Here is a 15,814-nt window from a genome sequence, read left to right as displayed (position 1 = left end):
CCACCTTAATCTCGAACAATCGACAACTGATCGGAACTGATTGTTATGACATGCTTTTACCGAAAAGAAAACCGTGACCGAAAACTGGGCGATTGAGACATCCGATCGCTGGGAGTCCGGAATCTCATTGACTTGCATCCTCTCCAAAGCTCGGCCAGAAATTTAGAACCAGTCCGAAAACCTCTGGAATAGCCGCTTTCCTCAACGTTTGAGAGAGCAATTTCAAGTTTCAGGATCAGTTCTAAACTGATGTGATGCTTTCACTGCGACATGGCGACAGTGAGATGGCGACAGTGACATGGTCACACAGCATCTCATTGAAGAAAGCATCAATCAATTTAAGCCGATGGGCTCCCTTCACCAGTCCCCCAAACCGCCCATCATGAATAAAGGGAAGGCCCTGTTCGACAGAAGTTCAGCTTCTCGATTTCCGTTTTCTCCTGCCTCAGGGTGGTTTCAAAAATTCGCCATGATTATAAAGGTGAAAAAGAATGTCGCCGGAGAAATGAGACTTCGAGAAGCGACCGAACCGACCTGAGGAACATCTTTTCCCAGGTCCAATGCACACAACCACTTGTGATCCGGAGCGATGAATATGTCGACACTTCAGAACGCTGATTCCGAAGTCTGGAAGGCCCTGCAACACGAACAACAACGACAAGTCGAAGGACTTGAGTTGATTGCCTCAGAGAACTACACGAGCGCTGCCATCCAGGAAGCTGCCGGGACAGTTCTCACCAATAAATATGCGGAAGGCTATCCAGGGCGTCGCTACTACGGAGGATGCGAGTTCGTTGATGACATCGAAACACTCGCCCGAGACCGTGCCTGTGAACTCTTCGGTGCAGAGCACGCCAACGTGCAGCCGCACGCAGGTTCGCAAGCCAACATGGCTGTCTACTTTTCGAAGCTCAATCCGGGGGACACGATCCTCGCGATGAACCTCGCTCATGGTGGACACCTGACACATGGAATGCATCTGAATTTCTCGGGGCAACTGTACAACATCGTCCCTTACGGAGTTCGTGAAGACAATAACCTCATCGATTTCGATCAAGTGGCAGCTCTTGCAAAAGAACACAAGCCGAAAATGATCGTAGCTGGAGCCAGCGCTTACCCGCGTGAAATCGACCACCCGAAATTCGCTCAGATTGCCAAAGAGAACAATGCACTTCTCTTTGTTGACATGGCACACTACGCCGGGCTCGTCGCTGGAGGCATCCACAACAACCCGGTTGAAGTCGCTGACTTTGTTTCATCAACATCGCACAAGACGCTTCGCGGACCACGGTCCGGGTTTGTTCTGTGCAAAAAAGAACACCAAAAAGACCTCGACAAAACAGTGTTCCCCGGTCTTCAAGGAGGTCCGTTGATGCACATTGTCGCAGCGAAAGCGGTCTGCTTCAAAGAAGCTCTTCAGCCGTCATTCAAAGAGTACGCCAAGCAAACCGTTGCGAATGCTAAAACGCTCGCTGAGGTCTTGATGGGTGGTGGAATTCGCCTCGCCAGTGGCGGGACCGACAACCACCTGATGCTCTGCGACATGACAGCGATTGGCCTCACCGGAAAGATTGGAGAGGAGTCACTCGACCGAGCTGGAATCACCGTCAACAAAAACATGATCCCATTCGATCAACGCAAGCCGCTCGACCCCAGCGGAGTCCGCATCGGAACAGCTGCTCTGACAACTCGTGGAATGAAAGAAGACGAGATGAAAAAGGTCGGAGCGTGGATTCTTCAAGTCTTGAAATCTGCTGAAGACGAAGCTGCAATCGATGCTGTTCGCAAAGAAATTGCAGAGTTCGCAAAAGCCTATCCCGTCCCGGGAATCGAATAAGGTCCACCGGAACCTGATCGCCATATGCGTCAGCATGACCTGGTACTCAGGCACATTCAAGAACTCGTAGCACGGGACCATTGCCCCGTGCTCAACAACCGGGGAACAATCACTGGGAAACAGCCAATCGCAAGACTTTCTCAATCCTCAACCAACCATCGACTCTGCGTTAAGATTGAAAATCGATTTCGATGATGCCATCGCTAATCATCGATTGAGCATGAAGCGTCGCCTGTTGGTGACGCTTCTTTTGCTTGTCAGAGAAGCTGCCAACGTCACACTGCTCCAGAAGCCTCAAAGCAGCGCTGGGACGTTCCTGCACAAACACAAAGATCTCTGCAAGTTCCAACTTTGCGAGCGTGAATTCTGAGTTGAGCTCGATGAAATCAAGATAGGCTTTTACAGCGTCCCGCATGTTACTGGCGGTTCGCAATCCACGAGCCAGAGAAATCAACTGCTCCTGAGTCGGTGTCCATTCAGGCTTATGATGCCGAATTCGCTCCAACTCTGCGTAGGCGGCGTTCGATTTATTTTCATCAAGAAGTTGAGCGAACCTCGCTGGTGATGGCTTACTGCGATCCAGCTTTTTATTCAAATCCACCGAGCGTTTTCTTTTTGCTTTGGAAGCATTCGCCCGTCTTCTCATCGCTTCCTGATAAGACTGAGAAAGATACTTTTCGCTCGTCGGTGTTTTCCCAGAGATCACCGTCAGGATGTCCCAACCTTCGCAGTCGACGAGTTTGGCTTTCAGGTAAACAAATCCGACAACCGCCCCAATGCCAGCGCCCATCAAGTGCAGCAACTCTCCTCCTGGAGGGAACCCGATCATCAAAAAGATGATGATAATCAACCCCGACATCAGCATCTTGAGAGCCGCGAAGGCAACGACCGACAGATCGAAAACACCCACAAATCGAAAGAATAACCAGTAGAAGACAGAGAGTTCATTCTGAGGAGCCCAGATCAAGGAGATCGACATAAGCCCGAAAATAATCGCACTGGCCCCGAATGAAATCCCTGGCGAATGAGTGAAAATGGCTTGCTCAAGGAGACATTCCGCCACCCCGATTCCCAGATAGATCCCCAGGAAATTCAGCGTGCCGATCTTCCCCTCAACGATCAGGCCGAACCCCCACAGGAAGACCATATTACCTAGCAGATGAATGAAGCCGCCATGAATGAAGTTGGAGGTCACCCACTCCACTGGCGTGAACCCCGCTCCATGATGCAGCCCATACTGATCAACTGCTTCGTGTAGATCGGAAACTGTCAGAGCAAAGACAGCCACGTTCGCCACGATCAAAGCAATCGTCCCGATCGGACGATGATAAATCGGAGCATCAGTGGATATCGGAAACAGAATCACGACGGGCTACAATGCTGAACGAGACTGCGTTGAACGGTCTGCGTGAAACCCAGGCTTAACTCATCAGAGCCGATACCAAAGTGGGCGACCGATCAGACCGCTTCGTGAGTCGAGGGATCAAGGGAATAAACGGGAGTCCTTCTGCATCTACAAATAGACTTTACCAATTCAGTACCACGAACGAACAGTGCGAAAACGATATGAACAGTGCTTGAACTGTGTGACCACTGGTTCAAATCAGGAGTTCTAGAGCATCTTTCGAATTGGTGTGCAGGCTCTGCCTCGTGGCGGACAGCATTTTTATTGATCAAACGCGTTCTTCACGGGCAAACGGTAGAGCAAACTGCTCTATCGCTCTAACAAAACCTGAACGAGACTTCGAAATCAGAGTGGCTCCGAACGATTCCCGAGGCCTTCTGAGCCATGCTTAGCAATCCCGCGGAAAATTCTCTTTCAAGATGGGAACGAGATAGTCGAGAGACTGGCTCAAAACATCTGCCTGAATTTTTGCACAATCGACCTCCTGAACGACATCTTTGTAGTAATCAAGAACCGGGGCGGTCGCCTTGTGGTACACTTCGAAACGCTTCCGTGTGACAGATTCGTTAGCGTCATCTGTCCGGTTTTCAAGAACTGCACGTCTGCGAATCCGGGCGATCATCGCCTCTTCGTCATAGCAGACAAAATGCAGCAGCAGTTTCACATCAATGTATTTTTCCAGGATCTCGCACTGGTGGATATTCCGGGGAATACCATCCAGAAGAAGCAGTTGTTCTCGTGGGCGAAAACGATCTGCCGCACGTTGTGACTCAAGCCAGTTCAAAAAGATCTTAATTGTCACATCGTCAGGAGCAAGATCACCTCGCGCGCTGTATTCCCGAACGATTTTCCCTTCTTCGCTTTGTGCATCGAGCTTTCGAAAGATGACTCCACTAGAAAGGTGAAAGAACCCAGGGACCTTCGTTAGAATTTCCCCTTGAGTCCCTTTTCCCGCACCTGGAACTCCGAACACCAGGGCACAGGGATATGGGTAGGCTGGTTTCCCGGAGGAAGCGGGTTTGGCCGAATTAGTCATGAAAGAAAACCTTCTGGAAATAAAGAAGGTCGCCAACAGGCGACCTTTGACTTTTTTGCTCTACCGAGTCTTCACAACAGCCGATTTTCGTGGGACGAATATGCAATTCACAAAGGGGATTTCCACAGTCGATTGGAAATTTGCTGAAGCGAACCTGGAAGCAGTATCTTGGACTTTGAAAACGTTCAAACTCAATTAGCGTTCTAGGCGGCTACGGCGATCAGCCCAAGGATCATCGCGCTTCTTGAGCTGTTCGTCAAGAAACTTCAGCATCGGAAGATATGCAGCCCCAACAGGAAGTCGAAGCAATGCGATTCCGGCATCCTTCACTTTGGGGGTCACGAACTCTGCACGTTGATCATTGTCTTTAATCGTTGTGAAGTTCTGGTAAATCGAACGTGCAGCTCGGAAGCTCGTCGTGTCCTCTTCCCCAACAACAACCTGAAGCGAAACTCCCATGCTCGGCGACTTCAAAAACCCGACGGACTTCGAAGTTCGAGCTCGTCCTGCTCCGGCATCAGGAGAGACCAGAATCAGCACTTTCACATCCTGTCCGCGGGGTGTCCGCTGGGCTGGGATCGGGGCATCATCATAAGGTACCTGCCGCCAATCAAACTCTGCGAACGCTGCGGCAATTGGTGCACTGAAACCACTCGCGACAATTCCCATCTTTCGCATGTTGAGATTTCGTTTCTGATGCTCCTCCTGAATAAAATCCTTCACGCCTTTCATGTCGCCCAGGATCATCTTTCCATAATCGTCAGGCCGAACATCGTCCTTCTGCCCTTCAACTAAGCTCTCTCCATGCTTTCTTAAGTCCACGGTGATGACTGCATAACCTCGTTTTTGCAGTTCCACAGGAAACGGGTTCACTCCACGCGGGGAAGAACCTTTGTTCCAAATCAGTCGACTTTCCTTTTCGCCATGCAACAGAACGACAACAGGCGCGTTTGACAGTCCCCCACTTACAGCACTTTCAAGTGCAGGAAAATAGGTAATGTGAATGGGAAAACGATCTCCAGCTGCCTGAACGACCAGGTCCTGGAAATCTTCTTGAGCAATCGCTGAACAGGGAAGAATGAAAACCGTAGCGAGCACGGCATATTGAACGACGAAACGATGCATGGGCGAATCTCCTGCTTGCTGGTATTTATTAGCTCTAACAAAACCTGAACAATATCTCGAAACTCAGTGAACCAAAACGATTTCAGGAGTTTTGTTAGTGGTTCTTTGTACCTACCCGGAAACCTTTGCGGTGAAGGATTTTCTCACCGCTTAAAAAACCAAAGTCAGGTTTTCGGATCTATTCTCAAAGCTCGCGGGGGACGAACGTCTGTGAAGGTCGAAAGGGACTCCATCTCTGTCAAATAAGACCAAATTCCGGATCGCTTCGGAGAAAACACTCTTCGACTTGGACTGAGGCCTTTCACTTCCCGAAAAACGACTTTCGAAAGCCCCAGCAAACCGTTCGACCTCACCACACTCTCCGACTTGCGGGCGAGGTTGTCCGATTCTGCCGCGCGACAGGGTATTTTGCAACAACAATCGCTGATCCGACCTCCGATATCATTTGCAAACAACTCTGTGCCCGAATAATCAAATTCCAATTCACGCATCTGCCTGAACTGGACAGCAACACTTCAAGCCACAGAATTATCGTAAGTCCCTCAAATGGAAAGGCTTACCGCAAAAACAAACAAGTGGCTGCTACGTTCGTCGCGCATCATGTCCATCAAAAGTTTTTAACTGAACCAGACCGAAAAGTGTCATCGCAGGTGCCACTTTTCGACTCGATCAACTCTGCAAATCGGGCTGCGAAGCTGATTTCTGTCGTACATATCACTCTTTTCAAGTCTATAAGTGAACCGGTGTTCGGTCAATTGGCCACCTCAGGACAATGGGTTCCATACGAAAAGTCTGACCGAACATTTCATACGAACGGAAGTTCCTTCCTGACCTCACCTTTGAGGTCGATTTCATCAATAGTCACCAGAGAATCAAGAAGATGGATTCGTATCAGCGAGAAGAACGGCTCGAGTCGCTCTCGCAGCGGCGATCAAAAAGCCTGCCTGCAACTCGCCGGCGCGCCATTGATGAGTTCTCACAAAACCTGAACAAGGAACCAAAACCGAGTGAATCACAACGAATATCATTGTATTGTTATGACTTCCGAGCGGTTCGAATTAACTCAACCCATCTTCAGCGACTTTCGATGAGCAGGTCGTCCAGCCTGCGGGAGACTTTGAAACACGTGTCATTTCAGGAACATCAAATGCGAGGACTGTTCATCACAGGGACCGACACAGACGTCGGAAAGACGTTTTGGGCGGCTGCCATTCTTAGAACGTTGTGTCAGCAGGGCCACTCTGTCGGGGCCTACAAGCCCGTTTGCTCCGGAGCCGTCGAATCCTCCCCAGCCGAGCCTCCCAGTTGGAGCGACATCGAGACGCTACACAACGCGTGTACAGGAAAATTTCCTGGAGATTTGATCTGCCCACAACAATTTCTAGCCCCGTTGGCCCCACCCGTCGCTGCCAGACTCGAAAATCGCTCCGTTGACGAAGACCTCTTACAGACAGGTCTGCTGAACTGGAACAGCCGCGTCGATGGAATCGTCATCGAAGGGATCGGTGGCTGGAAAAGCCCGATTTCGGACTCGCTGACAGTTGAGCATTTTGCGAAATGGGCCGGCTTTCCGGTTCTGGTGATTGCAGCTCAGAGACTGGGAGCGATCAATCAAACGCTGCTCACTGTGGAAGCAATCCAACGGAGCGGATTGAAAGTTGCGGGCGTCATTCTCAATGAGGCCTCGCAGCCTGAAAACAACAGCGAGACCAGGAACCAATTGATTTCAAATGCAGAAGAAATTCAAAAGTTCGCCGAGATTCCATTTTTAGCTCTCGCCGAATTCAATCACGAGGCAGAGTTGCGATGTGATCAAACATTGGCAAGCATAGACTGGTGGGAGACGATGTCACCCTCCACCACAGATCTCTTTCCCACAGGGAAAAGAGAAACCTGCCACTAAAAAACAATTAAGCATTTCGAAAATGATGTACGCGTCCTGTCTCGGGGTGTACAGTATTTTTCCTGACGATAGAGCATCTTTCGAACTGGTTTGCAGGTTCTGCCTCGTGGCGAACAGCATTTTACTAGAGAAATGCGTTCTTCACGGACACACAGTAGAGCAAACTGCCCTAGACATTCTTCATGGACGCAAGAAGCATTGAAGATGCTCTCAACGATTGCGAACATTGATGTCACTCACCGAGACAATTCATTTTTGGAACTACGGATCATTACGATGACGGGATCGGACTCAACACCAGATTTTTCCTGGCTGAACAAAAAAGAAGAAGAAGCAAACGAAGACCCACAAGCTACAGAGGCAGCTACGGAAGAAGTTTCGTCCGAACATGCCACTGAGTCAGAGGAAGCTTCCAGCTCAGAGACAAATACAGAAATAAATGACGCCTCGAAGGAAGAAGTAGCTGAAAAAGAGGAGTCAAAGACTGTCAGCGACGACTCTGCTGACGACTCCGAAGAGAAGCAGTCTGTCTTTAATGATGAGAGCGACGAAAGAGAACAGGAACCGACAGACGAAAGAGAAGGCCCAACCGTTCTGATGCCGGGACGTCAGTTGGAAACTTCCTCACATGATACGACCAACTCGGAATCCCCTGACGATGAAACAGTCGTCCTTCCATCGGAGACAATCAACCAGACAACCGACCAGGAAGTAGAAGATTTTTCGACAGAGGAAAGCGACAACGACGAACAGCCCGTCGGGTCAGCCTCGGCAGACGAAAAGGAACCGGAAGAAACAGTCGCTGAGGAGAACCAGTCAGTCCCTGAAACTTCTGAAACCGAAGAGGCAGCAACTGCTTCCAGTCCGGCTTCAGGTTCTGTCTCCACTGCTACGGAGGAGAAGGCAGCTGAAAAGTCCAACTTAAAATTCATCCTTCTCGCAAGTTACGCCAGCGCAATCACGTTAATTGCCCTGGCATTACTTATGAGCAACGGAGAAAAGGCTCCAGACGCCGAACAACTGGAGAGCTTGCCAGACGTCTCCCCCGAACCGGTCGACAGCATCACCTTTGTCCCGGTTGAGGCAAGACTTCCACCAGGGCACACCCTTCGACTCGGCGAGAAACAAAGATTTGGCAACATCGAAGTCGAGCCTTTGCGAGTCGTGAATGAACCGCTCGAATTTACACACTACGACAGCACTTCAAAGTTGACACGACTCCCAACAGGACCGGTGTACAAACTCTGGGTTCGCTTCACGAACGTCTCCAAAGATCAGGAGATTGCTCCTCTCGATGGAGATTTACTACTCCGCTGGGTCGTGAAAGCTGAACAGCAACAAGAATATTCAAATCAATACTTGTTCCCCAAAGATGCCAAAGAGAATTCTGAAGCGATCGCGACTTACCGTCATTCCAAAACCAGCGACTGGGACATGAAAGACCAAAAGCTTGGAACTGTCCTCGCTCCCGGGGAGTCGGTGGAAACATACATCGCCAGTTCCGAAAACACGGACTTGGGCTCTGCAGAATCAATCACCTGGCGCGTCCAGTTCCGCAAAGGCTTCTCCCCTAACGGTAATGGCGTCACAACCATTTTCGATGTCTCTTTCGATCAGTCTGACATCAAGTCACAGAAAGCTGCCGTGGCGAAACAGACAAAAAAGGAAGAAGCTCGCCATGTCCTGAAAGTGCAGGAGAGCACAAAACCCAGCTGACATCGATTCTACAATTGCGGAACATCCCATCAGTCCCTGCCGATCCACGGATCAGCGAGGCCGTCTGAACCAGATAAACAGCGGTCAGTTGCGCCAAACATTACGAATTCTCCAGCGAATCTCGGGTTTTTGTCTGCGAACCGCCCTTGAACAGGATTTGTCATCGCAATTGGCTTGCCGAAAAAGCAATCTGAAATTAGAGTACCCATCCGCGCCCAAGTGGCGGAATTGGCAGACGCGCTAGGTTGAGGGCCTAGTGGGGTTAATACCCCGTGCAGGTTCGACTCCTGTCTTGGGCACTTTTCACGAAAGGACTTATGGCAATCGCCGTGAGTCCTTTTTTTATGCACCCAACGCTATTGGGGGCAATTTGGGGGCAGCGATTGGGTCGGCATCTGGAGGCGTTTGCTTTACCCTTTGCTCAATCGTTCGCCCGTGAAGAGCGAGTTTCTCTAATGAAATTGGTGTTCACCACGAGACAGAATCTGAACGTCAATTCGAATGATGCGCTAAGTGGGTCAGATATTGCTCAGCTTCTGCCTTTCCCATCTGTTGCGAGGACTTCCAATGACCATGATTCCGTTTGCGATGGAAACGCAGAAACCGTTCAATCCACCTCACGCAGGACTGCTCAGTTTTCCAGGCAGAGTGCAACACTCGCAACTCATTTCGCATGCGGTCCAACAATTTTGGTGACCGAAGAGTTTGTGTCGTCACCGTGAGTGATCCCAATTCGGTGAGAGGATCAACATCCGCTGTCATGGCAGTCTTCCCTGAAAGACGACCTTCATAAACGCATGTCCCCTCCCTGTTAATTGACGATAGGCAGAATACCATTTAACTTTAGGCAGAATTAAATTCTGTCTATCAATAGTTATCCCTGTGATAAAACGGATGGGGCTCATCTCATCCATAGAGCGTGAGGAACCCATTGTATGACTTGGCACAACGACACTTGCGGTTGCGCGGATTGCGGCAACTACGGACAAAGATACAACCCGAAGGCTATCCACAATCAATCATGTGGCTGTTCGAAATGCCAGAACTACGACAACTTGCCAATCAGCAACATGCAGAGCAAAGCCACACAGATTATACCGAGTGTGTCTGTGGAACCCACTCCGAACGCTGAGGATCTCAGCCCGGAAATGCTCAAAACAGCGAACTCTCCAAGGTCGGCAAAGAAGACCGAACCGGAAGTAGAGGTGGTCGCCGTACCGGTCGAGTTGCTGGACGAGGTCAAAGCGCTGATCGCAAAGCACCGGGTGAATGGAACGGATCTGCACTCGTAAGGTGCAAGGCTGGGACTCCTCTCAGCCACCCGTCGCTGTCATGGCGGTCTTCCCTGAGGGGTGACATTCTGTGAACACGCGTTCGTATCCCGTCAATTGATTACAGGCAGAATATCATTTAACTTTAGGTAGAATTACATTCTGTCGATCAATAGCTATACTGTAAGAGAACACCTAAGGAAAGGCCTCGATGAATTCCATCGCTGATTCCGATGCCTACTTCAATCCTGAGCGAATGCTGGTGCAACATCAGGCTGCATTAACGCTTCTTCAAGGTATGCTCGCGGACCCCAATTCTTCGACTCTTGATTGGCTGGACCTTGCATGCGGCCGCGGACAAGTCATCTCTCATCTGAAAGACAACATCTCCGACAATCACCGCAAGAAGATTCGATATTGCGGGTACGACATCGACAACAATCACTCACGCAATGCCGCGCAGGTCGCCGAGTCACTCGAGTTGGGTGACGCCCGATTTGACATCGGTGAAATCTCACGTTTCTCGGACGTCCTTCCTAATGAGTTATCATTCGATTTCATCACGCTCACCAACACGGTGCATGAAATCATCCCGGTACGGTTGTCCGGAATTCTTTTCGATTGCATTAATCGGCTGTCACCAAACGGAAGCTTATTCATTTATGACATGGACAAGTTGCCCTCTCCGGAACTGGGGGCTGTCCTCTGGTCCACAGTTGAAATCAAGTCGGTAATAGCAACGTTGTGTGCCCAACTTGGTGCAAGCGAGTACGAACCTGCAATAGGCCAATGGCAGCATTCTTCCTGCAATGGCTGGAACGTTCAAATTAAGCGGTCTCACCTCTCAATTCCGGAAGAAATCGCCGACAAGCGGGAAGCTGCGGTGATGGCAACGGCCGAACGAATTCAAGCACTTCTCACAAGCAAACTCCAGCAAACGCGAGGCGCGCTTGAAAGCCTCACAAAATTTGGCGCCGGAACCGGTAACGAGGCCAGTGACAAAGAGTCGTATCTTTATTCGTATTGGGCTCTTACTCGTGCGCAGGAGGCTAAGTGATGACAACAGTATTTTTGTCAAATCCGAGATCGGAGTCATTCGTCAGTGAAGAACTCGCTATGGAATTGACTGTTCGTGGAATTCACGTATTGCGAATAGAGGATGTCAAATTTGGTTCGGACCTTCAAGCAAGTATCCTTTCCGCAATTAAGCGTTCGGATGCCGTAATTGCACACGCTGGATTTCGTGACTCAAACGCAAACGTCCTTCTTGAAATCGGGTACGCCGTTGGTGCTGGCACACCGGTAATCCTTGTTTCCGATGGTCCTTCCGAGATTCCGTCCGAGATTGCATCACTCCCAGTATTCTTTTCTCGCAAGCTTGGGTCGCACGTATACGACGAGATTGTCGAATACGTCAAACGCCTTTCTCCGCGTAAGCCTCGCGGTGAAGCTACCTTTGATAACGCACGAGAACACCTAGCCGCGGCTGCGGAAGACACCGCTTTGCTTGAACAAATCTCGCCACAGCAATTTGAAGAGCTCGTGGCGCAGAGTTTTGTTGAGATGGGATTTGATGCTGAATTGTTGACAGGCATCAACGATGCAGGAATAGACATACGATTGAAAATACCCGGCGCCGACGCGGTTGCCGTCGAGGTAAAAAAATTCACGTCTCAAGGGCGGCTGGGCATCGGTGAAGTACAACGCTTGGTTGGTGCATGCTTTGTGGCCGGCGCGCGGTGCGCGATCCTTCTAACTACAGGTGGATTTACTCGCTCCGCTTTTGAATTCGCGGAAAACGCACCGATGTCCTTGCACTTAATCACCCTTGATGAGTTTTTGAGTGAAACACGTGACAGCATAACAAAACGTTGCACCTGAGCGGCGGACCTCACCAGCTTTTGAATTCCAAATCGTTCGCCGCCGTCCGACGGGTGGCTGGGGATAGACTGCTGGCTTGGATGTTCATCTCTGGCTTGTGCGTTTTCAGCAATCTGCCCCCAGAAAAAACGAAATCCCAACTCTCTGGGGGCAACTTGCTTGCGCCCCTTCCAGAATTCGAAAATCAAAGATCGCAGGTTGTCCCCAGCCACCCGTCGCAGAGTTTGAGTCGTCATCGTGAGTGATCCCAATTCGGTGAGAGGATCAACATCTGCTGTCATGGCGGTCTTCCGTGACGAATGGCGATACGTGCGTTCGAGTACATATCCTGTCAATTGATTAAGGACAGGATATCATTTAGCTTTAGACCGAATTATAGTCTGTCTATTAATAGCTTTCCAACTGCATGCGATAGTGCGATGGGATCACCTGGGACTAGAAAAACAGTTCACTCTGTCGGCGAAGTAAGGGGCGAGAAAACATGGCGTCGATCACCGTAATTCGCAACAAAGGCTGGTTTGGGAGAATTAGGACAGCGATAATCATGGCAGACGATATTGAAATCGGACGAGTCAAGAGTGGTGAGGCTGTGGACGTACATGTGCCTGACGATTCATCCAACCTCTACGTAAAAATGGACTGGGGGCGATCGCAACCGTACCCGGTTTGCAATATCAGCGACGGTCAGACGATTTACATGAATGCTTGGTTCACCCTGAATCCGCTGAGAAACATCGGACTGATGTCGATGCCGGTCGCTCTTGAAGATGATGCGCGTTAGGAAAAACTGCCCGTCGCTTGTAGTGAAACAGGTTGCAAAGCAGAGCTAGTATTTGCTCAACACGGTTCCAATAACGAAATAGAGATTATGGGCCTTGTGGGGTGAATACCCTGTGCAGGTTCGACTCCTTGCTTGGGCATTTGTATTTTTTGGGCACATTCGAAGAAAGGACTCAGAGAAATTTTCTCTGAGTCCTTTCTTTATGGGTCATTCCGGATTCGATTTCCGACTGCGATTCGCGATCTGTCTTGGAGAGTTCAGCTCACAAAATTGTCATTGTGATTTTAAGGGCGCGACAAACTCTGAGAATGCCTTAAGAATTCTCGGTTGCAACTTCAGCTTTCCCTTCGGGTCCACCAGATTCTGTGGCGTGGGTAGCTGCGGCTGGTTTTGCGGGAGCCGGAGCGGGTCCGTGAGCGGAATACTTTTGAATCAGCACAACTCCGACAACCACAAGTAGGAAGCCGATGAGCTGTCTGGGATCGATGTGCATTTTCCCATGCTGAGCCTGAATCACCAATCCCGTGATAGCTGCGACCGATGTGGCACCGCCGAAGACGACAGGCATCACCAAAGAAGCATCTTTGGCCTGGTACATTGCATAAGTAAGAGTCAGAGCACCGAAGGCTCCCAGGGAACCTGCAATGAAGCCCCACCAGCCAGCCTTGGCCGGGAAGCTGAAGCCGTCTCCAGAGAGCTGAACAGCAATTGCTCCTCCGAGGCATCCCCAAACCAAGTACGCGATTCCGATGAACACGTACGGCTTAAAAGGAGTTTGCCCCGGGATGCGTGATTTCCCCAGAGCTGGACCATACAGGCCCCAGAAAACTGCAGTTGCAACTGCAAACAGTAAGCCTAATGCTTTTGGAGACATGGAATACTCGCAGAGTCGTAATACAAGGTGAGAAGGCGGGAAAGTCGAGGGGACACAGGATTGTATGCTAGCAGTTTCACCGTTGACTGAAAGTGGACAATCCAATCGTTCCCTGAATTGAGCCTCCAGCGGAGGCCCAATGAGTGATCAACAACAGACCCAAAACTCGAATCGCCTACCCTTCTTTGACTGCAGCGATGATATCATTGATCGCTTGCTTGCCATCTGCGAAGAGCATGAGGGCGTTATCAGCCGAGAAGAGCGGGTTGGGAATCCCGGCGAATCCGGGACTGAGGCTTCGCTTGATGATGATACAAGTCCGAGCCTTGTCGGCGTTGATGATCGGCATGCCGGCGATGGGGCTTTTCGGGTTCGTACGGGCATCGGGATTGACGGTATCGTTGGCGCCAATCACCAGACAGATATCGGTTTGTTCGATCTCGGAGTTGGTTTCGTCCATCTCTTTGAGCAGGTCGTAAGGAATGTCCGCTTCGGCAAGCAGGACGTTCATGTGTCCGGGCATTCGTCCTGCAACCGGATGAATTCCGAAGGTGACTTCCATCCCCTTTTCGCGAAGCAGATTGGTCAAATCGCGGACCGCGTGCTGAGCCTGAGCGACAGCCATTCCATATCCGGGAACGATCACTACTTTGCGGGCGACTTCCAGCAACATGGCAACTTCATCTGCGGATGTCGATTTGACATTGGTGTAAACTTCATCTGCAGAAGGTCCATCCGCTGCCGGGCCAAGTGAACCGAAGAGTACAGCTGGCAAGGACCGGTTCATGGCATCGCACATCACCTTGGTGAGAATCAAACCTGATGCACCAACGAGTGAACCAGCGATGATGAGAATCGTGTTCCCAATCACGAACCCTGTCGCGGCTGCGGCCAAACCGGAGTAGGAGTTGAGCAAGGCGATGACAACCGGCATGTCGGCCCCGCCGATGGAGATCGTCAGCATGTAACCGAGGATCAGCGAGACCACCACAATGGTCCAGTACCAACCGGATGCGGGATTGTTGACAATCACGATAATCAAGACCAGTAGCAACACCGCCAGGACCGCGTTGATGATTTGCTGTCCCGGAAGAGCTTTCAGCTTCTTGACGAAATTCAGCTCCGCGAGTTTTCCAAATGCGACCAGTGACCCGGTGAGCGTGACGGCACCAATAATTCCCGCCAGCGCTGCCGAGATAATGATATCGTTTGTCAGACCACTAGACCCGCTTGTCGAATCCCTGAGTTTTAACCAGAAGTCGCCACCCGCGACAAACATCGAGGCCGCACCACCGAAACCGTTGAACAGCGCCACCATCTCCGGCATCTTTTCCATCTTGATCGTGATGGCAAAGTAGGCGCCGATTCCGCTTCCGATGAGAACGCCGACGATGATCCAGACAAAGCTGACAACCTCAGCAGCCAGCAATGTGGTGACGACGGCAATGAGCATCCCCAATGAGCCATACAGGTTGCCGCGAACAGCTGTTTTCGGACGCGTCATCCCTTTCAACCCGAGGATGAAAAAGATGGCCGAAACGAGATAGCTTAAGTTGATCCAGACAGGAGACAAAACTCAACTCCTTAGCGAGTAGACTTCAAAAATCATTATTCTGATCGAGACGCTAGCGTTTTTGGAACGGTCTTAGCGTTTGAATTTTTGCAGCATTCGATGCGTGACCAGGAATCCGCCAACGACATTCACTGTTGCCATGACCACCGCGAGAAACCCGAGAAAGGCAGCGAATCCGCCAGCTCCGTTTCCTGCGACAAGAATGGCTCCCACGAGTGTAATCCCGGAGATCGCGTTTGATCCGGACATCAACGGGGTGTGCAAAGTCGGCGGAATCTTGGCGATCAACTCGATGCCAAGAAAGACCGCAAGCATGAAAATTGTGAGGCCAATCACCAAAGGAAGTGATTGAGCCTGAATGATCGCATCGACAACCTTCTCTGTGGTTTGTTCGATGGTCGTTTCTTCTAGG

General features: G+C 50.5%; 14 protein-coding genes and 1 tRNA gene. 8 read left to right on the top strand and 7 right to left on the bottom strand.

All coding sequences use genetic code 11. From position 1 onward, the window contains the following. Positions 1–595 precede the first annotated feature (595 nt). Positions 596–1,837 carry a serine hydroxymethyltransferase gene (gene glyA, locus ACN0YR_RS21525; RefSeq protein ID WP_417851272.1) on the top strand — a complete coding sequence of 414 codons (1,242 nt, stop codon included), beginning with the start codon at positions 596–598 and terminating at the stop codon, positions 1,835–1,837. A 169-nt stretch (positions 1,838–2,006) separates the two neighbouring features. Here glyA and ACN0YR_RS21520 read toward each other — a convergent pair whose 3' ends face one another. The 3 genes from ACN0YR_RS21520 to ACN0YR_RS21510 form a co-directional block, all read right to left on the bottom strand. Then, positions 2,007–3,203 carry a rhomboid family intramembrane serine protease gene (locus tag ACN0YR_RS21520; RefSeq protein ID WP_417851271.1) on the bottom strand — a complete coding sequence of 399 codons (1,197 nt, stop codon included), beginning with the start codon at positions 3,201–3,203 and terminating at the stop codon, positions 2,007–2,009. Between the two features lie 427 nt (positions 3,204–3,630). Continuing rightward, the gene (locus ACN0YR_RS21515) at positions 3,631–4,278 is read right to left on the bottom strand and encodes an adenylate kinase family protein (RefSeq protein WP_417851270.1); all 648 of its coding nucleotides are present in this window, start codon (positions 4,276–4,278) and stop codon (positions 3,631–3,633) included. Positions 4,279–4,473: 195 nt separating this feature from the next. Then, entirely contained in the window at positions 4,474–5,403 is a 930-nt protein-coding gene (locus ACN0YR_RS21510; RefSeq protein ID WP_417851269.1) for an alpha/beta hydrolase family protein, read from the bottom strand. Between the two features lie 1,147 nt (positions 5,404–6,550). On the opposite strand from ACN0YR_RS21510, the gene bioD reads away from it, so the two are divergent. From bioD to ACN0YR_RS21495, 3 genes are all read left to right on the top strand, one after another. Next, entirely contained in the window at positions 6,551–7,306 is a 756-nt protein-coding gene (gene bioD / locus ACN0YR_RS21505) for a dethiobiotin synthase (protein ID WP_417851268.1), read from the top strand. A gap of 204 nt (positions 7,307–7,510) precedes the next feature. Beyond that, the gene (locus ACN0YR_RS21500; RefSeq protein ID WP_417851267.1) at positions 7,511–9,022 is read left to right on the top strand and encodes a hypothetical protein; all 1,512 of its coding nucleotides are present in this window, start codon (positions 7,511–7,513) and stop codon (positions 9,020–9,022) included. A 213-nt stretch (positions 9,023–9,235) separates the two neighbouring features. Further along, positions 9,236–9,321 (top strand) — tRNA-Leu (locus ACN0YR_RS21495). 193 nt (positions 9,322–9,514) lie between these two features. On the opposite strand, the gene ACN0YR_RS21490 is transcribed toward ACN0YR_RS21495, so the two are convergent. Further along, a complete protein-coding gene (locus ACN0YR_RS21490) occupies positions 9,515–9,697 on the bottom strand; it encodes a phage integrase N-terminal SAM-like domain-containing protein (RefSeq protein ID WP_417851294.1) in 183 nt (60 codons plus the stop codon). 428 nt (positions 9,698–10,125) lie between these two features. Here ACN0YR_RS21490 and ACN0YR_RS21485 point away from each other — a divergent pair, with 428 nt between their 5' ends. The 4 genes from ACN0YR_RS21485 (at position 10,126) to ACN0YR_RS21470 (ending at position 12,955) form a co-directional block, all read left to right on the top strand. Further along, a complete protein-coding gene (locus ACN0YR_RS21485; protein ID WP_417851266.1) occupies positions 10,126–10,314 on the top strand; it encodes a hypothetical protein in 189 nt (62 codons plus the stop codon). A gap of 190 nt (positions 10,315–10,504) precedes the next feature. Continuing rightward, a complete protein-coding gene (locus ACN0YR_RS21480) occupies positions 10,505–11,350 on the top strand; it encodes a class I SAM-dependent methyltransferase (protein WP_417851265.1) in 846 nt (281 codons plus the stop codon). After that, complete coding sequence (locus ACN0YR_RS21475) at positions 11,350–12,174, top strand: restriction endonuclease (RefSeq protein ID WP_417851264.1); 825 nt, start codon at positions 11,350–11,352, stop codon at positions 12,172–12,174. The genes ACN0YR_RS21480 and ACN0YR_RS21475 overlap by 1 nt, the downstream gene beginning before the upstream one ends. A gap of 544 nt (positions 12,175–12,718) precedes the next feature. Then, complete coding sequence (locus ACN0YR_RS21470; protein ID WP_417851263.1) at positions 12,719–12,955, top strand: hypothetical protein; 237 nt, start codon at positions 12,719–12,721, stop codon at positions 12,953–12,955. A gap of 313 nt (positions 12,956–13,268) precedes the next feature. Here ACN0YR_RS21470 and ACN0YR_RS21465 read toward each other — a convergent pair whose 3' ends face one another. From ACN0YR_RS21465 to ACN0YR_RS21455, 3 genes are all read right to left on the bottom strand, one after another. After that, positions 13,269–13,829, bottom strand: a complete 561-nt coding sequence (locus ACN0YR_RS21465) for a hypothetical protein (protein ID WP_417851262.1) — start codon at positions 13,827–13,829, stop codon at positions 13,269–13,271. A gap of 175 nt (positions 13,830–14,004) precedes the next feature. Further along, positions 14,005–15,402: an NAD(P)(+) transhydrogenase (Re/Si-specific) subunit beta gene (locus ACN0YR_RS21460; RefSeq protein ID WP_417851261.1), complete on the bottom strand. Its 1,398-nt coding sequence runs from the start codon at positions 15,400–15,402 to the stop codon at positions 14,005–14,007. 72 nt (positions 15,403–15,474) lie between these two features. Then, positions 15,475–15,717, bottom strand: a complete 243-nt coding sequence (locus tag ACN0YR_RS21455) for an NAD(P) transhydrogenase subunit alpha (RefSeq protein ID WP_417851293.1) — start codon at positions 15,715–15,717, stop codon at positions 15,475–15,477. Positions 15,718–15,814: the final 97 nt, after the last annotated feature.

It is taken from the genome of Thalassoglobus sp. (genome assembly GCF_048270125.1).
GTDB lineage: Bacteria > Planctomycetota > Planctomycetia > Planctomycetales > Planctomycetaceae > Thalassoglobus.
This window is presented reverse-complemented; position numbering and strand designations above follow the sequence as displayed.

Coding starts and splice junctions, on each gene's coding strand:
- glyA (WP_417851272.1), top strand. CDS start 596: ATGTCGACACTTCAGAACGCTGATTCCGAAGTCTGGAAGGCCCTGCAA.
- ACN0YR_RS21515 (WP_417851270.1), bottom strand. CDS start 4,278: ATGACTAATTCGGCCAAACCCGCTTCCTCCGGGAAACCAGCCTACCCA.
- ACN0YR_RS21510 (WP_417851269.1), bottom strand. CDS start 5,403: ATGCATCGTTTCGTCGTTCAATATGCCGTGCTCGCTACGGTTTTCATT.
- bioD (WP_417851268.1), top strand. CDS start 6,551: ATGCGAGGACTGTTCATCACAGGGACCGACACAGACGTCGGAAAGACG.
- ACN0YR_RS21500 (WP_417851267.1), top strand. CDS start 7,511: ATGCTCTCAACGATTGCGAACATTGATGTCACTCACCGAGACAATTCA.
- ACN0YR_RS21490 (WP_417851294.1), bottom strand. CDS start 9,697: ATGCGAAATGAGTTGCGAGTGTTGCACTCTGCCTGGAAAACTGAGCAG.
- ACN0YR_RS21480 (WP_417851265.1), top strand. CDS start 10,505: ATGAATTCCATCGCTGATTCCGATGCCTACTTCAATCCTGAGCGAATG.
- ACN0YR_RS21475 (WP_417851264.1), top strand. CDS start 11,350: ATGACAACAGTATTTTTGTCAAATCCGAGATCGGAGTCATTCGTCAGT.
- ACN0YR_RS21470 (WP_417851263.1), top strand. CDS start 12,719: ATGGCAGACGATATTGAAATCGGACGAGTCAAGAGTGGTGAGGCTGTG.
- ACN0YR_RS21465 (WP_417851262.1), bottom strand. CDS start 13,829: ATGTCTCCAAAAGCATTAGGCTTACTGTTTGCAGTTGCAACTGCAGTT.
- ACN0YR_RS21455 (WP_417851293.1), bottom strand. CDS start 15,717: ATGCTTGCGGTCTTTCTTGGCATCGAGTTGATCGCCAAGATTCCGCCG.